This is a genomic window from Methylophilus sp. 13 (assembly GCF_015354335.1).
Classification (GTDB): Bacteria; Pseudomonadota; Gammaproteobacteria; order Burkholderiales; family Methylophilaceae; genus Methylophilus; species Methylophilus glucosoxydans.
In genome coordinates this window covers 15358-35939 of record NZ_JADKYR010000001.1, presented here as the reverse complement: position 1 = coordinate 35939, position 20582 = coordinate 15358, and the positions used below count along the sequence as shown (strand labels likewise).

20 protein-coding genes and 1 other RNA gene are annotated in these 20582 nt (G+C 45.5%); 12 read left to right on the top strand and 9 right to left on the bottom strand.

Going from position 1 to position 20582, the window contains the following annotated elements:
* Positions 1 to 469: 469 nt before the first annotated feature.
* Genes INP77_RS00200 through INP77_RS00185 form a run of 4 tightly spaced genes read left to right on the top strand, consistent with a single transcriptional unit; the run spans position 470 to position 4295 of the window.
* Entirely contained in the window at positions 470 to 1825 is a 1356-nt protein-coding gene (locus INP77_RS00200) for a selenium-binding protein SBP56-related protein (protein WP_194746710.1), read from the top strand.
* A gap of 37 nt (positions 1826 to 1862) precedes the next feature.
* The gene (locus INP77_RS00195; protein ID WP_194746709.1) at positions 1863 to 2657 is read left to right on the top strand and encodes an SCO family protein; all 795 of its coding nucleotides are present in this window, start codon (positions 1863 to 1865) and stop codon (positions 2655 to 2657) included.
* Positions 2654 to 3841 (top strand): cytochrome-c peroxidase, encoded by a 1188-nt coding sequence (locus INP77_RS00190; protein WP_194746708.1) that lies wholly within the window; start codon positions 2654 to 2656, stop codon positions 3839 to 3841. Before INP77_RS00195 ends, INP77_RS00190 begins: the two co-directional genes overlap by 4 nt.
* Before the next feature lies 1 nt (position 3842).
* Positions 3843 to 4295, top strand: coding sequence for a copper chaperone PCu(A)C (locus INP77_RS00185; protein ID WP_194746707.1), 453 nt, complete (start codon positions 3843 to 3845; stop codon positions 4293 to 4295).
* A gap of 271 nt (positions 4296 to 4566) precedes the next feature.
* Here INP77_RS00185 and INP77_RS00180 read toward each other — a convergent pair whose 3' ends face one another.
* Positions 4567 to 5895 (bottom strand): FAD/NAD(P)-binding oxidoreductase, encoded by a 1329-nt coding sequence (locus INP77_RS00180; protein WP_368667867.1) that lies wholly within the window; start codon positions 5893 to 5895, stop codon positions 4567 to 4569.
* Positions 5896 to 6133: 238 nt separating this feature from the next.
* Here INP77_RS00180 and INP77_RS00175 point away from each other — a divergent pair, with 238 nt between their 5' ends.
* The 3 genes from INP77_RS00175 to INP77_RS00165 all read left to right on the top strand — a co-directional run bounded on the left by INP77_RS00175 (position 6134) and on the right by INP77_RS00165 (position 9353).
* Complete coding sequence (locus INP77_RS00175) at positions 6134 to 7870, top strand: SulP family inorganic anion transporter (protein WP_228518619.1); 1737 nt, start codon at positions 6134 to 6136, stop codon at positions 7868 to 7870.
* A gap of 67 nt (positions 7871 to 7937) precedes the next feature.
* Positions 7938 to 8801, top strand: a complete 864-nt coding sequence (locus INP77_RS00170) for an MBL fold metallo-hydrolase (RefSeq protein WP_194746706.1) — start codon at positions 7938 to 7940, stop codon at positions 8799 to 8801.
* Positions 8802 to 8810: 9 nt separating this feature from the next.
* Positions 8811 to 9353 (top strand): TlpA disulfide reductase family protein, encoded by a 543-nt coding sequence (locus INP77_RS00165; protein ID WP_194746705.1) that lies wholly within the window; start codon positions 8811 to 8813, stop codon positions 9351 to 9353.
* On the opposite strand, the gene INP77_RS00160 is transcribed toward INP77_RS00165, so the two are convergent.
* The 6 genes from INP77_RS00160 to INP77_RS00135 form a co-directional block, all read right to left on the bottom strand.
* Positions 9350 to 9799: a hypothetical protein gene (locus INP77_RS00160; protein ID WP_194746704.1), complete on the bottom strand. Its 450-nt coding sequence runs from the start codon at positions 9797 to 9799 to the stop codon at positions 9350 to 9352. The two genes, INP77_RS00165 and INP77_RS00160, sit on opposite strands and share 4 nt — an antisense overlap.
* 94 nt (positions 9800 to 9893) lie before the next feature.
* Positions 9894 to 10355, bottom strand: a complete 462-nt coding sequence (locus tag INP77_RS00155; RefSeq protein WP_106288061.1) for a hypothetical protein — start codon at positions 10353 to 10355, stop codon at positions 9894 to 9896.
* Positions 10356 to 10408: 53 nt separating this feature from the next.
* Positions 10409 to 11449, bottom strand: a complete 1041-nt coding sequence (locus INP77_RS00150; protein ID WP_194746703.1) for an alcohol dehydrogenase catalytic domain-containing protein — start codon at positions 11447 to 11449, stop codon at positions 10409 to 10411.
* 10 nt (positions 11450 to 11459) lie between these two features.
* Positions 11460 to 12575 carry an FAD-dependent oxidoreductase gene (locus INP77_RS00145; protein ID WP_194746702.1) on the bottom strand — a complete coding sequence of 372 codons (1116 nt, stop codon included), beginning with the start codon at positions 12573 to 12575 and terminating at the stop codon, positions 11460 to 11462.
* Positions 12572 to 13249 (bottom strand): cupin domain-containing protein, encoded by a 678-nt coding sequence (locus tag INP77_RS00140; protein ID WP_194746701.1) that lies wholly within the window; start codon positions 13247 to 13249, stop codon positions 12572 to 12574. Before INP77_RS00140 ends, INP77_RS00145 begins: the two co-directional genes overlap by 4 nt.
* A 4-nt stretch (positions 13250 to 13253) precedes the next feature.
* Positions 13254 to 14042 carry an SDR family NAD(P)-dependent oxidoreductase gene (locus INP77_RS00135; RefSeq protein ID WP_194746700.1) on the bottom strand — a complete coding sequence of 263 codons (789 nt, stop codon included), beginning with the start codon at positions 14040 to 14042 and terminating at the stop codon, positions 13254 to 13256.
* Between the two features lie 142 nt (positions 14043 to 14184).
* On the opposite strand from INP77_RS00135, the gene gcvA reads away from it, so the two are divergent.
* On the top strand, positions 14185 to 15108 hold the full coding sequence (gene gcvA / locus INP77_RS00130; RefSeq protein WP_194746699.1) for a transcriptional regulator GcvA: 924 nt from the start codon (positions 14185 to 14187) through the stop codon (positions 15106 to 15108).
* Between the two features lie 189 nt (positions 15109 to 15297).
* On the opposite strand, the gene ssrA is transcribed toward gcvA, so the two are convergent.
* Positions 15298 to 15633: a transfer-messenger RNA gene (gene ssrA / locus INP77_RS00125) on the bottom strand.
* Positions 15634 to 15723: 90 nt separating this feature from the next.
* Between ssrA and INP77_RS00120 the strand changes: the two genes are divergently transcribed.
* Both INP77_RS00120 and aroA read left to right on the top strand, forming a co-directional pair.
* Positions 15724 to 16593: a prephenate dehydrogenase/arogenate dehydrogenase family protein gene (locus INP77_RS00120; RefSeq protein ID WP_194746698.1), complete on the top strand. Its 870-nt coding sequence runs from the start codon at positions 15724 to 15726 to the stop codon at positions 16591 to 16593.
* A 12-nt stretch (positions 16594 to 16605) separates the two neighbouring features.
* Positions 16606 to 17904, top strand: coding sequence for a 3-phosphoshikimate 1-carboxyvinyltransferase (gene aroA / locus INP77_RS00115; protein ID WP_194746697.1), 1299 nt, complete (start codon positions 16606 to 16608; stop codon positions 17902 to 17904).
* Positions 17905 to 17910: 6 nt separating this feature from the next.
* Here the strand turns inward: aroA and INP77_RS00110 are convergent, their stop codons facing one another.
* On the bottom strand, positions 17911 to 18138 hold the full coding sequence (locus tag INP77_RS00110) for a DUF2061 domain-containing protein (RefSeq protein ID WP_194746696.1): 228 nt from the start codon (positions 18136 to 18138) through the stop codon (positions 17911 to 17913).
* A gap of 94 nt (positions 18139 to 18232) precedes the next feature.
* Between INP77_RS00110 and cmk the strand changes: the two genes are divergently transcribed.
* Both cmk and rpsA read left to right on the top strand, forming a co-directional pair.
* Positions 18233 to 18907, top strand: a complete 675-nt coding sequence (gene cmk / locus INP77_RS00105; RefSeq protein WP_194746695.1) for a (d)CMP kinase — start codon at positions 18233 to 18235, stop codon at positions 18905 to 18907.
* Positions 18908 to 19084: 177 nt separating this feature from the next.
* Positions 19085 to 20581: a 30S ribosomal protein S1 gene (gene rpsA / locus INP77_RS00100; RefSeq protein ID WP_194746694.1), complete on the top strand. Its 1497-nt coding sequence runs from the start codon at positions 19085 to 19087 to the stop codon at positions 20579 to 20581.
* The last annotated feature ends 1 nt before the right edge of the window (position 20582 follow it).

Sequence of the window (20582 nt, the reverse complement as noted above, 5' to 3'; positions counted from 1 at the left end):
ACTGCCCCCAGTCCTTCCCAGAACATTATTAGAGTGATTTTTTATTGTGAAGTCTGTAACAATTGTTACATCTAAATACAATATATACATTTATAAATTGTACTGTCAAGAAAATGACATACTGGTGTTCATTTTTGGCGTACTTGTATTTTTGATACTCTAAATATAGAGTTAGTTCATTGATAAATAAGATTTTTTTTCAACTAAGCTGATCACAACAACTAGTGCCATTTATGACATAAAGTTCATAAAGCTGTTGATTTATGTGCCATTACTGTCCGTTATTTTGACGGTTGTTACCGCGCCCTTTAGTAACAATTTGAAATATCTACTTACAAATCAGACGATTAGCTGAACTGGCACAAGAGTTGCCTTAAAAGGTCACGCAAGTAACTTATTTGTTATGCGTTATTCACTCAATTTTTTAAGAAGTAAATTCTAAAAAGTTTGTATTAGATAGGAGAAAAAAATGTATCTTAAGAAAAAGTTTTTAAAACTGAAGACGGTTACACAAGCCGTAAGTATGGCTGTTGTGATGGGTGTTGCTGTTCAAATGCCGAGCGCGATTGCTGATGAAACCAGCTGCTCTCCGTTCACCCCACTCGTCAAAGGTCAAGAAGACTTTGTCTACGTCTGGACTCTCGGTGTAAAAGGTCTGGGCGACGAATCCGACAAGTTGGTAACTGTGGATGCCAATCCAGCATCTAAAACATACGGTAAAGTAATTAGCAAACTGTCCGTAGGTGGCCGTGGTGAAGCGCACCACATGGGCTTTACGGATGACCGCAAATACATGTGGGCAGGCGCTCTGGATAGCAACAAAATCTTCATTTTCGATGTTGCTACAGATCCTTCCAAACCAAAACTGGTTAAAACACTCAACAATTTCGTTGCTAAATCTGGCTTAGTTGGCCCACATACATTCTATGCAATTCCTGGCCGTATGATTGTTGCAGCATTGTCAAATGCTAAAGATCACGGTGGTCAAACTGGCATGGCGATCTACACAAATGCTGGTGAGTATGTATCAACAACCATGATGCCAACCACAAACGGTGGCGATGGCTTCGGCTATGATGCTGCGATCAACCCAAACAAAAATGCAATGTTAACCACTGCATTTACTGGTTGGAACAACTACATGATGGACTTGGGTAAGTTGATCAAGGATAAAGATGCAATGAAACAGTTTGGTAATACCACTGTGATGTGGGATTACAAAACTATGAAGCCAATGAAGATCTTCAATACACCAGGTGCGGCATTGGAAGCACGCTGGTCATATGCTCCAGGTGACAACTGGGCTGTGACAACAACAGCACTGACTTCAGAAATCTATGTTTACAAACAAGATGACCACGGTGAATGGCAACAACATAAAGTTGGTACTATTGGTGACCCAGCTAAAATCCCTCTGCCAGTTGACATTAGTTTGGTTTCAAGCGGTAAAGGCTTGTGGATCAATACGTTCATGGATGGTACGACCCGCTATTGGGATATGACTGACCCTCTCCATCCAAAAGAAACTTACACCAAGAAAATTGGTGAACAAGTAAACATGGTTTCACCTAGCTTCGATGGCCAGCGTGTTTACTTCACAACATCACTTCTTTCCAACTGGGATATGAAGGGCAAGTCCGACGACCAATTCCTGAAGGCTTACAACTGGGATGGTAAAGAGTTGAAGTTGGCTTTCGAAATTGACTTCTACAAAGAAAAACTGGGCCGTGCTCACCATATGAAGTTCCAAGCTCGTGATCTGAAGACATTGCAGCCGTTGCAAGCCTCTACAGCGAACAAGCTGAACTTCGCATCGAACCCTTAATCTCCACCCCTTCAACCTTGCTTTAGATGGTTTAAATATGATCTACAACTTGCAGTTTAAATTTCTAATAGCAGGGTTGATTTTTATAGCATCTGTCGTGATTGGATATTTCCTCCGCTCGGATATTCAAAATTATGCATTGGCAGATGCTCTTTCTAACACCACTATTGGCCAGAAGATCTCTGGGCCAATCGAAAATAAATTCAACAAAGAGCTCCAGACAAGAATTGCAAAACAAGGTTTGGCGGCCGCAGGGACATACGAGTTAAGCAAAATTTTCAAAGCACCTGATGCAGAAGTACTGAACGGCAAAGGTGAAACAGTCAAACTCAAAAAATTCACCGAGGGTAAATATACCCTTCTTACTTTCTTCTATGAGTTCTGCTCTGATGCTAAAGGCTGCCCTTTTGCAATGAGCACAATGCAAATTGTGAAACAGTACCTAGAGAAGACTCCATCGCTCTCAAAACAAGTTCGTATGGTGCACATTAGCTTTGACCCTGAACGTGACACTCCGGTCATGATGGCTGGTTTGGAGAAGAAGACTAACCGTGAAAACAAACCATACAGTGTCGAATGGAAATTTCTTACCACTAAAAATTACGATGTATTGATTCCACTAATTGATGGTTATGGTCAAAACGTGGACATAGCGATTGATCCGAAAACCGGGAAGCGGACTCTAGACTTCCCTCATGTACTGAAAATATTCCTGATTGACCCGAATGGATATGTGCGCGAAATTTATTCAACAACATTTCTGAACCCAGAAATGTTGTTGAATGATATTGAAACATTAATGATAGAAACAGAAAAAGGAGTTAATAAATGAGTGGGGTTAGAGCAGCAATCGCAACTGTTGTATTACTGGCCGCTGCCATCGCAGCAGTGTTAGGTATCACAACAGATATTCATCCACCTGACGATTTAGGCTTGCCTAAAATTATCGAACCGGAAGACAACCCAACAACGGACGACAAGGTTGTTTTGGGGCGGAAGTTATTTATGGATCGTCGTCTTTCACATAACAACACCATCTCATGTGCCATGTGCCATGTGCCAGAACAAGCCTTTGCTTCAAATGAACTAGCAATGGCAGTTGGGATTGAGGGTAGAACAAATAAACGAAATACACCTACCATTCTCAATGCAGTCTATTACACCAGATTCTTCCATGATGGCAGAGAACATAGTTTAGAAAATCAGGTTATTGGCCCACTTGTAGCGTTCAACGAAATGGGCAATCCCTCGGTTGGTTATGTTGTGGAAAAAATCAAATCCACGAGTGACTATGATGGGATGTTTGAGAAAGCATTCGGCAAACCGGTCAATCTCGACAATATCAACAAAGCAATTGCTGCCTACGAACGCACGCTAGTTTCTGCAAACTCAAAATTCGACCGTTATCAGTATAGCAACGAAGCAAAAGCTATGAATGCCTCTGAGATTAATGGCTTCAAGCTTTTTATGGGTAAGGCTCGCTGCGTGACTTGCCACGCAATACAAGAAAAATCAGCGATCTTCACAGATCAGGGGTTCCACAATACTGGAATTGGTTACACCAGGAATAACACTGTATACCACCGGGAAGCAACAATGCCTATTACATTGGCACCGGGCATTACTGTTCAGACGCCTTCAGATCATTTTGACCATGCAAGTGAACGTCCACCAAATGATGTAGGCAGATTTGAGGTTACAGAGAACCCGAAAGATCGCTGGGCATACAAAACACCATCATTACGTAACGTGGCTTTGACCGCACCGTACATGCACGATGGTTCATTGCTGACCCTGGAGGCTGTCGTGGACTTCTACGACAAGGGTGGAGAAGACAACCCACTCAAAGATCCACTACTCACACCTCTTAATCTAACTAAACAGGAGAAGGCTGAACTAGTGGCATTCATGAAGGCGCTTACAGGGGCCAATGTAGCTAAACTGGAGAAAGAAGCTCGTGCTGCTTATTACGTAACGCCAGTTGAAATGCCGGCTGCCTCAGTTAAGGATAACTAATATGAAATCAACATACTTATTAATTGGTCTTTTAACACTCTCGATGAGTGCAATTGCTGAGGTAAAGATTGAAGCTCCATGGATCAGGTCAACTCAACCAGGGCAGCAGGTTGCGGGTGGCTACATGACTATAACCTCCGATACAGAGAAACAACTAGTCGGTGGCGTTTCCGCACTTGCCGAGGCGGTCGAGGTTCATGAGATGCGCATGCAAGGTGACATCATGAAAATGCGTAGATTGGATAAAATCACCATCAAACCGGGTGAGCCGCTGGTTTTAAAACCCGGTGGCTATCACTTGATGCTGACTAATATTAGAAAGCAAATGAAGGATGGTGACCATGTCCCAATTACTCTCAAATTTGCAAATACTGACGGTACAGAGTCTCAGATTTATGTTGTGGTCCCTGTAAAAGATCCAGGAAGTGATAGTCACCAAAACCACAATCACTAAAGCCTAAAAATAACAAAGCCCTTTTAATAAGGGCTTTGTTATATGTGAAGATCCTATCTCCCTCAATGTCCACAAGCGGTACGTCATATTCAAGCGCTTTTTGAAAGCAAAAAAGTTTCTGGACTGATAAAACTGTTTTGTAACACACCCATGATTCAAAATGGCCTTGAACCTTTCGCTACAGCTCGGCATAGACTTGTTGTTTAGGAGGGTAGAAAAGAAATCGGCCTTTTGGGCCGATCTTAATTGCTTATTGTAGCTAAGGATCAAATCAAACTTCAGAACACTTTGTAATCCACTCCTTACCCTTGAGCATCCCTGCCCAATAAAATCTTGGCAGGAATGAAGCTTTCAAAGCCCAAGCGGATTTTCTCGGTTTCGTTGGGTCCAATGGGAATGTGGGTAACAGCTTTCCACCATAGCCAAATTCAGCCAGGATAATTTTTCCCTTCTGAACAGTGAGTGGGCAAGAACCGTAGCCATCATATTTGGAAGATAGTTGTTTGTGATTACGCAGAGCTAATAGGTTTTTTGCCACAACTACCACTTGCTTACGTACTGCAGCAGCGGTCTTGGCATTTGGCGTGGAAGCGATATCTCCTAGAGAGAATACGTTAGGGAACGCGGGAGACTGCAGCGTTGCATTATCAACCAGACACCAGCCTGCGGCATCGGCTAGTGGGCTCTCTTTAACAAAGTCATGAGGTACTTGTGGTGGTACAACATGAATCATGCTGAACTTACGCTCTACGCGCATCACGCTTCCATCCTCAGCCTTTACATCAAACCAGGCTGTTTTACTCGGGCCGTGCACTTTGACTAGCGTTGAACTGAAATTCAGTTTTGCGTTGTATTTTTTAACATACTCCATGAGTGGGCCAACAAACTCTTTAACACCAAACAACACAGCACCTGCATTATGAAATTCAACATTGATGGATTTCAAGACTTTGTTTCTCAGCCAATAGTCACATGACAGATACATGGCTTTCTGAGGCGCACCTGCGCATTTGATTGGCATTGGTGGCTGTGTAAAGAGCGCCGTCCCACTTCGAACCTTTTCTATGAGCTCTCTCGTATATGGGGCAAGTTCAAATTTGTAGTTTGATGTAACTCCGTTTTGACCCAACGTATCCTGCAAACCTTCAATTTTTTCCCATGCCAACCGCAAACCAGGGCAAACAATTAACTGACCATAAAATACTGTTGAGTCATCTGACAGCTGCACGGCATTTCTATCAGGATGTAATTTGCTCACTGCAGCTTTAATCCAGGTCGCATTAGATGGGATCACATCGGCCATAGGGCGCCTTGTTTTCTCAATCGGATAATCACCACTACCTACCAGAGTCCACGCTGGTTGATAAAAGTGAAAGTTACTGGGTTCGATAATCGCAATTCTTAAATCAGAATCACGTTTCAAAAGACTTGCTGTAACACTGATGCCTGCTGAACCACCCCCTACAACCACCACATCAAATTTTTGATTTCCTAATACTTTCTGGCTGAATTTCGCCATGCCTCTTTCTCCATTTTTAATTTGATATTTACTACTTGGTCGTTCCTTGAAAGCAAGACCTTTGCCATAGCTTTCAAACACCTGATTAATATCAATTTATTGAGAATATAAGACCAGCCAACGCAGGATTTAAGTTTATTGATTGCAATAAATGGCACTAAATTATTGAATATTCAGAGTTTTGTGCCAGTTATGACACCACCTATTTGAAACAAAAAATAAATACTCGAATTGATCTGCAAATACCTTTTGGAGCAAATGCAAATACATATAATGAATTTCAGAAGTATGGAAATTCTGCATTTTTTTGGTAAACCGTATGTTTAAAGATGAATCAAACCAAGCTAGCTCATTCAGTAAAATGGCTCCTGAATGGCTTAAATCCTACAAGAGAGCGTATCTTCAAGGGGATATGTCTGCAGGTATTATTGTCACAATTATGCTCATTCCACAGAGTTTGGCATATGCATTACTAGCAGGCCTACCTCCCCAAATTGGACTTTATGCCAGCATTTTGCCCTTAATAGCTTATGCCGTTTTTGGCACAAGTATGACATTAGCGGTAGGTCCAGTCGCTGTGGCTTCACTTATGACAGCAACAGCACTTACGCCTTTAGCAACCCCGGGGTCAAGTGAATACACTTTTCTGGCTATGCAGTTGGCAATGTTTACAGGCGTGATTTATTTGCTTTGCGGTGTATTCAGATTAGGATTTCTTTCTCACCTTTTAAGCCATCCGGTCATTAATGGTTTTATTACTGGCTCTGCAATCCTCATTGCGATTAGCCAGCTTAAAGGCATTTTAGGGGTAAGTATTCCAAACGGAAGTGTCGTTGACACCCTATCCAGTCTTTATGCTTCTCTGGGACTTATAAATTACCCAACGCTATATATTGGCATCGCATCCATAGCCTTCCTTTTTTATGCAAGAAATGGCCTAGCCAACTTATTGAGTAAGTTGGGGCTAAGTAAAGAACAGGCAGGGTTGTTAACAAAACTCGCCCCGATGGTAGTAGTCATCATTTCAACCTTGCTCGTAGCCACTAATGATTGGGCAGAAACGCTTGGCGTCAAGATTGTAGGAAGCATTCCAGAAGGGCTGCCTAGTTTGAGCTACTCGCTTCCAACAGTCGCTCAAAGTAAATCATTACTGATGCCAGCTTTGCTCATTTTTATCGTTGGCTTTATTGAAAGCGTATCTGTAGCCCAGTCTCTAGCCCTACGTAGACAACAAAAAATAAAGCCTAATAAGGAGTTATTTGGCTTAGGGGCAGCAAATGCTGCCAGTGCACTATCTGGTGGATATCCAGTCGTCGGCGGTTTCGCACGATCCGTTGTTAACTATGCGGCCGGTGCCAACACTCCCCTAGCGAGCATCTTTTCTGCAGTATTGATGCTAATTGTATTATTAGGGTTCACAGGCTACTTTTTCTATCTTCCGCATGCCGTATTGGCTGCCACCATTATCGTTGCGGTTCTCGGAATGGTCGACTTCAGTACAGTTAGACATACTTGGAAGTACAGCAAGGCTGATGGCCTATCACTCCTAGGAACAACGTTAACAGTGATATTAGTTGGTGTTGAGCCCGGGATTCTGGTAGGCGTTTCCATATCAATACTCTCCTACCTATGGAATGCCAGCCACCCCCATATTGCCATCGTTGGACGTGTGGACGGCACGGAGCATTTCAGAAATATTGAGCGCTACAGCGTCCAAACCCTACCCAATGCCGTGTTTATCAGAATTGACGAGAACTTGTTCTTCGGAAATATTCAGGCAGTTGAGGAAACAATTCACAGCGTCCTGCATCAACATCCCGAAGTACAAAACATTGTCATTCTTGGGCCTGCAATCAACAGCATTGACTCCACGGCTCTTGAAGTTCTATGTGCCTTAAACACACAGATTGGTGCCATGAAGAAGAAATTACACCTGGCAGAGATAAAAGGGCCTGTGATGGATCGCCTACGCGGAAGTGACCTGATTTCAGAATTAACCGGCAACAATTTCTTGCATGCTTACGAGGCTTTTGAAGCACTGGCAAGAAGAGCTTGAGACCTCGTGCAAGCATTTTTAAACAACCACATACAGAGAATTGAGTAATAGCGAAGGAACAATCCCCATGAAACCTACAGTTGAATCTTTTTTTGATGATGTAACCTACACCATCACCCATGTAATCAGCGATGAGGTCACTAAATCTTGCGCCGTAGTGGATGCAGTTTTGGATTACGACGCCAAGTCAGGGCGTACCTCTACCAAGATGGCAGACAAAGTGATTGAATATATCTTGTCTAACGATCTACGCCTTGATTGGATTCTTGAAACTCACGCCCATGCAGACCATGTCACCGCTGCCCCCTATTTACAGAAAAAGCTGGGAGGCAAGATCGGCATTGGTGAAAACATTCTGAAAGTACAAACAGTCTTCAACGTTGTATTTAACTATGACAAGTTAGAAGCTTCAGATGGCACAGCATTTGACCATCTATTTGCGGACGGAGAAAATTTCAATATTGGGAATCTTCGTGTTCAAGCAATTAATGTCCCTGGCCATACCCCGGCTGACATGGCTTACATAGTAGAGGACCAGATGGTATTTGTGGGTGACACAATCTTCATGCCTGACGTGGGGACCGCTAGGTGCGACTTCCCAGGCGGGGATGCCCACATTCTCTTTAAATCAATCAAGCGCATATTCTCCATGGCGCCTGAGACAGCGCTTTACATGTGCCATGACTACCCTCCTTCCGGTCGTGAACCCCAATATAAAACCACTGTTGCTGAGCAGCGCAAAAGTAATATCCACGTAAAGGACTCAATTAGTGAAGATGAGTTTGTACAGATGCGAACAGCGAGAGATAAAACGCTAGCCTTCCCTACTCTCATTCTCCCATCTATCCAGTTGAATATTAGAGCTGGGAAAATGCCTGGAGCAGAAGAAAATGGCGTTAGCTACCTGAAAATTCCAATCAATGGCATTTAGGATATCTGTATGAAAAATATTACTCGTGTGGCTGTTGTTATAGCAGCTATGGCCTTCATTGCTGGTGTCATCTACACTGAAGGTCTGGGCTTATTCCCAACTGCAAACAAAGCTGAGTCGAACAACCCAGTCTATGCTCTTTCATATCCCGACAAGGATAAGAATGCTTATGACTTTAGTCAGCTTCGTGGGAAAGTTGCAGTTGTGAATTTCTGGGCAACTTGGTGCGGGCCTTGCAGGGATGAGATGCCAGATCTAAATCAATTAAGCCAAAGCTACAAAGACAGCGATGTCGTATTCATAGGGATTGCCGCTGATGATGCTGAGCAGGTAGGTGAGTTCTTGGAGTCCACTAAAGTGGACTACAAAATTGTGACTGCAGAGTTTGATGCTATTCCGCTAAGTCAAAGCCTGGGTAATAACAACAGCGTCTTACCCTTTACCTTGATAATAGACCAGACAGGGAAAATACTGGATCGACATGTAGGTAGAATTAAATCTGATGAGATACGTTCGATTGTTGATGCTGCACTAACATCAAAACAAAACTAATCGAATATCCAATCACTTTTCACTTCATATTTCTCGACTATTAATCCTTGGGGAATGAATTCTAATTCCCCAAGGATTAATGTAACTTCCTTTTCAGCTGGGACTTTTGGATTAGCGAGGGTTATCGCAACTACTCCAAACTCCCCCAACCTTTCAGCGTTAATAACATAAATGAAACCATCCGTCGTATTTCCTGCAGTTGCAAAATTTTTCGCAATGGCTGCGGAGGTTGATGTGGAAATAGCTCGTGGACTATAAGGCTTGGTATCCATTTGCTGCGCTCTTACAGTATTTTCAAAACATGGGCCGTACTTAAAGTTATCGCCATAAGTAATTAAACCATCATGTTTAGCGACCACCATGCTGTTTGTTCCCTTGGCTACAAGTCTCCCATCATTTTCATGGTCCAGTTCTTTACTAACACCGCGATAAAGTAGTTTATTCATGAATAACCCTTGCAAGGAATGAATTCAAATAATCCAACCTCGCTCGTGATAAACGTATACCGTGGATGAGGTTAGAATAGAAATGGGGATTGCCTCAAGGTTTAATGATAACCCACCCTTCCGAGCCTCTAATTACCAATTCACCATTGGCTGAAGGTACAAATCCAATGAAGTCATAGAACTGCGACTTTTCTAGCTTCTTTTCTTTTAAAGTGTTTAAGCATTGAACAACAATTACGCCTTTAGAAACCAGGTCTCTTAGGACTGCCTCATAGCCACTTGATTTCATCATAACCTCAGACCCTCCTGAATAGGCAACCAACTCGACCTGCACTTTTCCTTTTAACCGAGGATCCTCAAGTAGATTGTTGACGTTACGAAAAGCCTTTTTGATTATCTCAGGATTATTACTATCCAACTGATAGATTGCACGATAGGTTTCCTTACTTGCTTCAGCTCCCACATACAATCGGTTATGCTCAAATGGATCTTCGGCGGCAATCGAAGACTGAGCAAAGAGCAGTGCAAATATTGAAATCAAAATATTCTTTTTCATGAGTTTCCTTTATCGATTTGTTTCTTTGAAGACAAACTTAGCGAGAATTTCGTTCAAGAACAGTCTGCATGCAACTCTTTGCACATTATTAAAACCATCCGGTAATTAACCTTGCCGGCTCTCAACTTTGCTAGAGCCTCATTGGCTAGGTACATGGGAGTGGTCTCAACTCTAGGTATCACCTCGAATAAAACGCTGAAATCTAACGCTCGCTCACTTTCATACGGTGTGCCTGTGAAAGACCCCTCGACACATCTTTCCCCACCAACAAGTCCTCCGGGTGATATTTCTAATGTGGCTTTTCCTGCTCCCAATAGAATTACTTTCCCCTGAGGGGATAATGCACTTAGAAATGGAGCAACATCCGAAGCGGTTGGGACCGTCGAAATGATTGCCTGAACTCCTCCAGCACTTTTTAGCTGATCAATTGAATCCGCTCTACTGGCATCAATGAATAAATGAGCCCCTAAATGCCTAAGATCCTTAACATCATGTTCTCCTCTGCCGATTGCAATGACCTTAAACCCCATCTTGCGAGCATATTGGATTGCCATGTGACCCAAACCACCAATCCCGAGAATCGCTACGCTATCACCAGCTTGGGCTGAGCTTTTTTTAAGTGCATTAAAGGTGGCCAAACCTGCACAAAGAATTGGAGCGGCTTCTTCAGAAGACAATTCGTCAGGAATAGCGATTAGCCCGGTATGTAACACCAACATCATCTCAGCATACCCACCCTCACAAGTGGCTCCGACGTAGAGTTGGTTAGTACAGAGATGAAACTGCCCTTTCCGACATTGCATGCACTCATGACAATACCCAGCCAAACGGCCAACTCCAACCCGTTGACCAATTTTCCAGCAGTTGGGAACATCCTCTCCCTTTGCAGTAATTCGACCAACAACCTCATGACCTGGCACCCTCGGAACTTCACTCGACGCGGCGCTATCAATATCTGATATATCAGCACCACACATCCCACATACCTCAACTTCAATAAGCACCTGCTTACTGCTTGGCAGCTGCACCTTCTTTTCAAGAATTTCAAGCTCTCCAGATGCAGAAACTTGCAATGCTTTGTAAGTCTTCCTCATATTTACCCCTTTAACTCTCAGCCTTAGCAAGCTTCTGTTGTAACAGTTGATTCACCCCATTGAATGAAGCATCCACGGCTCCTGCGATATAGCCAGGATATTGGGTTGACCACTCTGTCGCGATACCGATTAGCCTCTGTCTCCAGGGCTCTGAAGCAATGCAAGGCGGCGGTATCGGATGTGCATCCATATGATCTAAATCTGAAAGTGTTGAAGTGTATTTATCTGCACTCCAATCCTTTATGAAATCAAACTTGGGATTGGCGGCTTCAGGCCCGAACAATCTTTTCAGTTGCTTGCGACAGCGCTCCTTCAACTCCGACTCGGAAAAGGTACTGCGAACGGAGGCTGGCAACTCAAAAAAGCCAAAAAGAGCTGGCACACCTATATCTGAGGAGGCATCGTGAATTTCCCCAAGCGGTCCATAATCACTACGTGCATATCCAGATAAATGATCTGTCTTCCAGAATGGTTCATCATAAATCGCTAGATATTTGGCGTGAGTTGCCATCCAAGTATCAACCCCCATCCATGCTTGATAAGTCTCTTCGGGCAATTGAGGAGAAAAGTCGATTGTTGATGCAGCTAGCCTTGGGGGAATTGCCAGCAAGACATGATCTGCAATCCATCGTGTACCGTTTGCAGTTATACAAACCTTGTTGCTACTGCATTCAACCCCAGTGACGGTATGATCTGTTAAGACTTTGGCAGGCTGGATTGCTTGCTTGATGGCATTGATCAATGCGTGCATGCCGCCCGAAACCCTCATCATTGGTGGATAAGAGGCGTACCCACTGACACGAATTGGTCTTCCCAAATCAGCTCGATCAATGAGCATTTCCCCGACTTCGTGTTGCGGGTAAGCTTGCAAACCCATTCGCTTGATGACAGCGTCTAAACGAGTTTGAATCTTGGGCCAGTACCATGTTCCCCCGAGATCGAAATGCTTAAGCTGCTCGTTAAACTGCACATGCTCATCACCGACAGTGGGTGAACTCAACCTACCTCCCAAGGAGTCTTTGGCTTCAAACAGAATGTAATCAGTGATACCACTTTGTTCGAGGAGGTATGCAGCATAAAGCCCACTCAAGCCCCCCCCTATAATTGCAACTTGCACTTCGTTCATACAGACACACCTTGATTAACAGCCAGGGCAAGATGGCCAGTCTTGATGTATATACAAGCTTTGCTATCACTAGCATGAATATCTGGGATATCACCAATAGGCAATCTCACCCAGCTTCCCACGGGGTAATGCAAGCCATCAATGGTTACCTCACCCTCTAAGACTAAAATTTCGCAACCATCAAATTCTTTCGTAGAGAGTTTTGTTTTGGGTCTAATTCGCTCTAACCACACACACTCGGTTTCGCTTGAATACAGGGGACAAACTTCATGCGTCCCCCAGTTGATCCACTCTGATGGATCTTTAGTATTAATACGGACCCTGCCAGTGTCGTTTTCGCCCATCTGCCAAAGCTTCACAAAAATAACGGTGCCAGATGAACTTGATGGTTGATGTTTAGAGCCAGGAGGATTACGGAGGTACCAACCTTCAGGATATTGTTGGTCCCCTTCGCAAAATGTGCCATTCAACACCAGAATTTCCTCTCCCCCCGGATGTAGATGGGTAGGAAAATGTGATCCCTCCGCATATTTCACGATGCTAGTTGCTCGGCAGCATTCACCGCCGAAACGGTCAAGCATTACTCGCTCGACACCTGGTTGAGGTGATTCAACCCATTGATATAAATCCGGGGTTAATGAAGCTCTGAGAAGAAAGTCTGAATTAATTAGCATTTGATTAAATCTTTACTATGGGACGGCCGGCCATTACGCCTCCATCAACAGGAATCACTGTGCCTGTAATCCAACCAGCTTGCTCTGAGGCTAAGAACAAAATTGCCTCAGCAACATCAGCAGGTTGGCCATTACGGCCCAGTGGATGAAAGGTATTAAATGTTGAAAGAACCTTCTCGACCTGCTCTTGGCTCATAAAGGTGTTATAAACAGGTGTTTCAACTACTGCAGGGGCGACTGTGTTGACCCGAATGTTTTCGGGAGCTAATTCAATAGCCAGATTTCTCGTTAACGCATGCACGCCAGCATTAGCTGCCGAATAAGCGGCAGACGGCGTTGCGCCGATTGCTTGTAGTGCCCAAAGTGAACCTGTTTGTACGATGGCACCGCCCCCACGGAGCTTCATGGCTTTCGCTGCAGCTTGGGCCATGAAAAACTTACCTTTAAGAATAGTGTCCAGGAACCACGAATATTCAGTCTCTGTTAGTTCTAAAAATGGCTTTGGGTGAAACACCCCTGCATTGTTGAACAGTACGTCAACACCACCAAAAGCTTGAGTTGCCATCTCTACGAGTGAGTTACTAGTCTCAAGTTTTGCAATATCCCCAGAAACAATGCGTACATTCTGCCCCGAAGTATCAATCTCGCTTGCTGCCTGCTGTAACTTAACTGCATCTCTGCCACCAATAACGACTTGGCCGCCAAGCTGTACGAATCTAATAGCCACCTCTTTTCCAATACCCGATCCACCTCCGGTAACAATGGCAACCTTAGAAGAAAAACTACTACTCATAATAAACTCCCTAATAAAAAGTAATGAATAGTCCACCGCTAAGCATCTTCCGCATGATCCTTAGTGATGAGCATTCTTTTACTTTTGATCCACATTCACAAATGAGATATTCTGTCGACAATTGAAAGAAAATCTATCTCACATGAAACTACCTGCTCATTTGAACGCCCTCAGGGCATTTGAAGCCAGTGCAAGACATCAAAGCTTCTCTGCTGCCGCAAACGAGTTGAACGTCACTCCTGCAGCCGTTGGCCAGTTAGTACGTGGTTTAGAGGATTGGTTAGGAGCGCCCCTGTTCCACCGGAACACCACAGGAAAGGCCAGGCTTGTTGTTACTGACCAAGCAAAACAAGCCCTACCTATCATTCATGAGGGGCTTGAAAAGTTAAGTCTCGGATTGAAAACATTGAAAGACGGTAGCCGCAGTGGAATTCTGACCGTGACTGTTAGTCCAGCCTTCGCGGCGAAGTGGCTATTACCTCGAATAGAGCATTTTCAGGCACTGAACCCTGAGACGGATGTGCGATTGGATATGAGTCTTAAACCGATCGACTTCGTGAAGAATAATATTGATGTTGGGGTTAGATATGGTGCTGGCGAATGGGCAGGCCTAGTTTCTGAAAAGTTAATGGATGAAGAGATTTATCCTGTTTGCTCGCCCAGCTATTTAAGCAACCATCCAGAACTAACGGCAGATCCTTTAAGCTTGATCAATCAAACTTTGATTCATGACTTATCCATAGGTGAAAAGCTGGAGTTTGTAAATTGGACCAAGTGGTTCAACAAACTTGGTTTGTCTTTATCCAGTGGGAACCGAGGCATGCAAATAAACAACTCCGCCGCGGTATTGCAAACTGCAATAGATGGCCACGGAGTTGCCTTAGCCAGGAGTGTGATGGCTAGAGAAGATATCGTCAGTGGAAGATTGATTCGCCTCTATCCTGAGATTACCTACATCTCAGAACTTGCTTATTACGTAGTTTACAGACCTGAATGGTCTAGCTTGCCCAGAATGGTGGCATTCAGGAATTGGCTTGTGGAAGAGTCATCGAGACAAACCCAGTAAATAATCCAAAAAGTGAAAAGTGAGTTCTCAATTTTTAGGTTTGGGAGGTATTGGAAATTCACTTTCTCCAGTTAAGTGATCTAGAGAGAAAAGAAATTAAATGTGCACAACTTGAAACAAACTAAAAACCCTATATATATAAGGAATAATAGTTGAATAAATGTGCACAATTGAAGTGTTTAGATAAGAACCCCCGTCCGCAAGCCCTCCACAGACAGTTCTACATACTTAGCTGTGTTGTTTATATTTAACCAGGCACCCACCAACGAGCAAGCAGATGACAAGCGAGTTGCCTTGGATTTAATGCCTTACCAAGCAACCCGGTAAAGCACGATCCTCTCTAAATGACGCTGCTGCCGGTTACCCGGCCCGACCGAGAGGCTCTTCGGTGCAGCGTTCAGCCGGGATTAAGCGGCTAAAGCGTAAGTTTCGTCGTTTGCGACTATACTTTTTCAGATGGATTTACGAGGGAACCTGAATCCTCGGTATGCCCTGCACTGCTTTGCAACCCACGTCGAAACCGGGTCAGCCCCAATACAGAATTTGGATTATACGCCTTAAACGGTGGTGAGCCAAACTTAAAGGCGCATTGCTTCGACATGGTACAATTTATAAATGTTCAAGAAAATTGTGATTTTTGGGGTAGGTTTAATAGGGGGCTCCATTGCGCTGGCCCTTAAAAAACACCCTGGGGCTCCTCACATTGTTGGTGTGGGCCGCGCTCAACAAAGCTTGCAGGAAGCACTGGATTTGGGTTTGATTGACAGTGCGGAAACGGATATTGCTTCTGCACTTCACGCGGCGGATCTGGTTATCATTGCCACTCCAGTGGCACAGACGCCGGCGATTTTAAAGGCCATCCGCCCCTATTTGGACGAGTCGACCATTATCACAGATGCCGGCAGCACCAAGTCGGACGTGATGGCGTACGCGAGGGCCGAACTTGGGGACCAGGTTAATCAATTTGTGGGCGGTCATCCGATTGCTGGGGCGGAAAAAAGTGGCCCTGCTGCTGCCATGGCTGATTTGTATCTCGGTAAGAATGTCATTCTGACGCCTGATGCGCAAACCTCTAACTCAGCGCTCGATCAAGTCAGCAGACTTTGGCAGCAATGTGGTGCAGTGGTTTCGCACATGAGTGCGCAAGAACATGACAGCGTATTTGCAGCCGTCAGCCATTTGCCCCACCTGCTTGCCTTCGCACTGGTGGAGGATCTGGCCAAGCGTAGCAATGCGGAATTGTTGTTCAAATTTGCCGCCAGCGGTTTCCGCGACTTTACGCGCATTGCAGGCAGTCATCCTGAGATGTGGCGGGATATTGCACTGGCTAACAAAACCGCCTTATTAAGTGAACTTAGGCTCTATCAACAAGCGCTCAGCGACATGACGGCACTCTTGGAGGCTGATGACAGTCGTGCTTTGCACGATTTGTTTGAACATGCCAGCCGTGCACGTAATGACTGGGCCAAGTCAAAAATTCAATAATTACCAATCGCTATGGAACAACTGCATTTACCCGCTGCCCACCAAGCCCAAGGCGCAATTACCTTGCCTGGCTCAAAAAGTATCTCAAACCGTACGCTATTGCTCGCAGCACTTGCTGACGGTGTCACTGTCATTCGCGACTTACTCGCCTCAGACGATACCGCCAGAATGCTGGAGGCCTTATCAGCGTTAGGCGTCAAGCTGGAAAATATCTCTGAAAATGCCTGGCAAGTCATGGGCTGTGGCGGCAACTTTCCCAATAAGCAAGCGGATTTGTTTCTGGGCAATGCGGGGACGGCCTTTAGGCCCTTGACTGCCGCACTGGCATTCTCAGGCGGTGACTACCATCTGCATGGGATTGCGCGCATGCATGAGCGCCCGATTGGCGATTTGGTGGATGCCTTGCAACAGGTGGGCGCGCAAGTCAGCTACCTGGGGAATGCGGGCTACCCTCCCCTGCAAATTTCGCCAGCGCAGCTGGATGTCAGTCAAGCGATCAAAATACGAGGTGATGTTTCAAGCCAGTTTTTGACAGCCTTGTTGATGGCCTTGCCGCTAACAGGCCAGGCGGCCAGTATTGAAGTGGTAGGCGAACTGATCTCCAAGCCTTATATCGAAATCACGCTCAACCTGATGCAACGCTTTGGCGTGACCGTGCAACGGGATGGCTGGCAGCATTTTTACATTGCTGCAGATGCGCGTTATCACGCGCCAGGAGAAATATATGTAGAAGGTGACGCGTCAAGTGCCTCTTATTTTATTGGTGCGGGTATTGTTGCGGGGGACGTCACCGTCAACGGCGTCGGCGCGCAAAGCATACAAGGCGACATCCGCTTTGCTGAAGCGGCCAACCTCATGGGCGGACGGATCAGCTATGGCGACAACCACGTGCGTGCTGAAAACACAGGCACATTGAAGGCGATTGACCTTGATTGTAATCACATCCCCGATGCGGCCATGACTTTAGCCGTGATGGCCATGTTTGTGCGTGGTGATTCGGATCAGCACCGTACAACCACCCTACGCAATATCGCCAGCTGGCGCGTAAAAGAGACCGACCGCATTGCAGCCATGGCAACAGAACTGCGCAAAGTCGGGGCCACAGTGGTCGAAGGCCCGGACTACATTCAGGTCACTGCCCCCTTGCAACTGACACCTAACGCAGTAATTGATACCTATGATGACCACCGCATGGCCATGTGCTTTTCATTGCTCAGCCTGGCCGGCGTGCCCATTACCATTAATGACCCAAAATGTGTGGGTAAAACCTTTCCAGAGTACTTTAAGGTATTCGCCAGCATTGTTCGCTAGCCATTCTCAAGCCGCATACGCCCACTCATGCTCGTCAGGCTCTGCGGCAGGCGCCGCGTCGTGAGAATGCTGATGCTGTTGCCAGGCACGCTCGTGAAAATAAAACACCACGGTGTTGCAGGCCGGTTCAACCAGCGCCATCAGCCCTCCCACCAGCAGGCTGCCTGTGAAAAGATAGGCAATGGTGAACGCGACGCTAAAATGCAGCATGGCAAAAGACATGGTTTTAATCATGGTGTGCTCCTTATTAACGATGCAGCCATGATATAAAAGCCAAAAGTCAAAATCCAATTCATTGTTTTTAACTGATCGATAAGTAAAATTTATTATGAATAATCCTCTCCCTCCAGTCATTGCCATTGACGGCCCTTCTGCTTCTGGCAAGGGCAGCGTCGCTGAACGCGTGGCTACCCATTTTGGATTTCATTACCTGGACTCGGGTGCGATTTATCGTCTATTGGCTTATGCCGCTGTTCAACAAGCCGTGGCCTGGTCAAATGCAGATGCACTGGCTGATATCGCGACACAGATGCAGATCAAGTTTGAGCATGGCCAAGCTTATTTAAACGGCGAACAAGTCAGCCACCATATTCGTACAGAACAGATGGGCAAAGGGGCCTCTGAAGTCGCTGTCCACCCTGCCGTACGTACCGCGCTGTTGCAAACGCAACGCAATTTCAGGCAAGCCCCTGGGCTGGTTGGTGATGGCCGCGATATTGGCTCTGTCATTTTCCCGGATGCCGGATTGAAAATATTTTTGACAGCCGCGGTCGAAACGCGCGCAAAAAGACGCTACGATCAGTTAATTCAACGCGGCGATCACGCAGATTACGCTTTGATTCTAGCTGATTTGCAGCAGCGCGATTTACGCGATAGCCAGCGCGCAGTCGCGCCACTCAAGCAATTGCCAGATGCGGTTTTGCTGGACACCACCGACATCAATATTGAGCAAGCGGTGAATATCATTATCGAAGCATTTAAAAAAGCGGCGCAAACTAAATAAAAACACACATAAGTCATTGAACCCAATAATTTTTTTGTGTATAGTCTTGGATTCGGGTTGCTCAAGTCACGCTTGGGCAATATTTTTTAAACCTTTTCCATTGTTGGCGCTTTTGCCTTGCAATGGCTCGCTGCAAGATGCCTGTCTTCATGCGAGTAAAAATTGGACAATTTTTTAATGGCTTCTATTTCTAATACATCCTCTTCCATGGAATCTTTTGCAGCCCTCTTCGAAGAAAGCCTGGCCCGCCAGGAAATGCGCGCTGGTGAAGTAATCACCGCCGAAGTAGTTTCTGTAGACAATGATTTCGTTATCGTGAACGCCGGCTTGAAATCCGAGAGCGTAATTAACGCCAGTGAATTCAAAAACGCACAAGGCGAACTGGAAGTTGCCGTTGGCGACTTCGTTAAAGTAGCGATCGAAAAACTGGAAGATGGTTTTGGTTCTACACAACTTTCTCGCGAAAAAGCGAAGAAAATGCAAGCATGGCTGGATCTGGAAGAAGCCATGAACGAAGGCCGTGTAGTTAAAGGTTTTGTCAGCAGCCGTGTTAAAGGCGGTCTGCGCGTTTCTGTCAGCGGCATCATGGCTTTCTTGCCAGGCTCACTGGTAGACATTCGTCCAGTTAAAGACACCACTCCTTACGAAAACAAAGAGTGGGACTTCAAAGTCATCAAGCTGGATCGCAAGCGTAACAATATCGTGGTTTCCCGCCGTGCTGTGATGGAAGACACCTTGGGTGCCGACCGTGAAGCATTGCTGGGCAGCCTGACAGAAGGTGCAGTGATCAAAGGGATCGTTAAAAACATCACTGACTACGGCGCGTTCGTGGATCTGGGTGGTATCGATGGCCTGTTGCACATCACTGATTTGGCATGGCGCCGTGTGAAGCACCCATCTGAAGTGCTGACCGTTGGTGAAGAAGTTGAAGCCAAGATCCTGAAATTCGATCAAGAGAAAAACCGTGTTTCTCTGGGGATCAAACAATTGGGCGACGACCCATGGGTGGCATTGAGCCGCCGTTACCCAGTCGGTACACGCCTGTTCGGTAAAGTGTCTAACCTGACTGACTACGGTGCGTTCGTTGAAGTAGAACCAGGCATTGAAGGTTTGGTACACGTGTCTGAAATGGACTGGACCAACAAGAACATCCACCCGGGCAAAATCGCTCAACTGGGCGACGAAGTTGAAGTGATGATTTTGGAAATCGACGAAGACCGTCGTCGTCTGTCACTGGGCATGAAACAGTGCAAACCAAACCCATGGGATGATTTCGCTGCAACCCACGCTAAAGGCGACAAAGTTTCAGGCCAGATCAAGTCTATCACTGACTTTGGTGTGTTCATTGGCTTGCCAGGCGGTATTGATGGCTTGGTACACTTGTCTGACCTGTCCTGGACTCAGTCTGGCGAAGAAGCGATCCGCAACTTCAAGAAAGGTGATGAGCTGCAAGCTGTTATCTTGGGCATTGATGTTGAGAAAGAGCGTATCTCTCTGGGCGTTAAACAGTTGACTGAAGATCCAAGCGGCAACAGCGCACCAATTGGCGAAGACAAAGGTGGTAAACCAAAAGCCAAAAAAGCAAAAGTGGATGATGTCATGATTGATGAAGCTTCTGCCGGGACAACTAACCTGGGTGCTTTGCTGAAAGCCAAACTGGATAGCAAAAAATAAG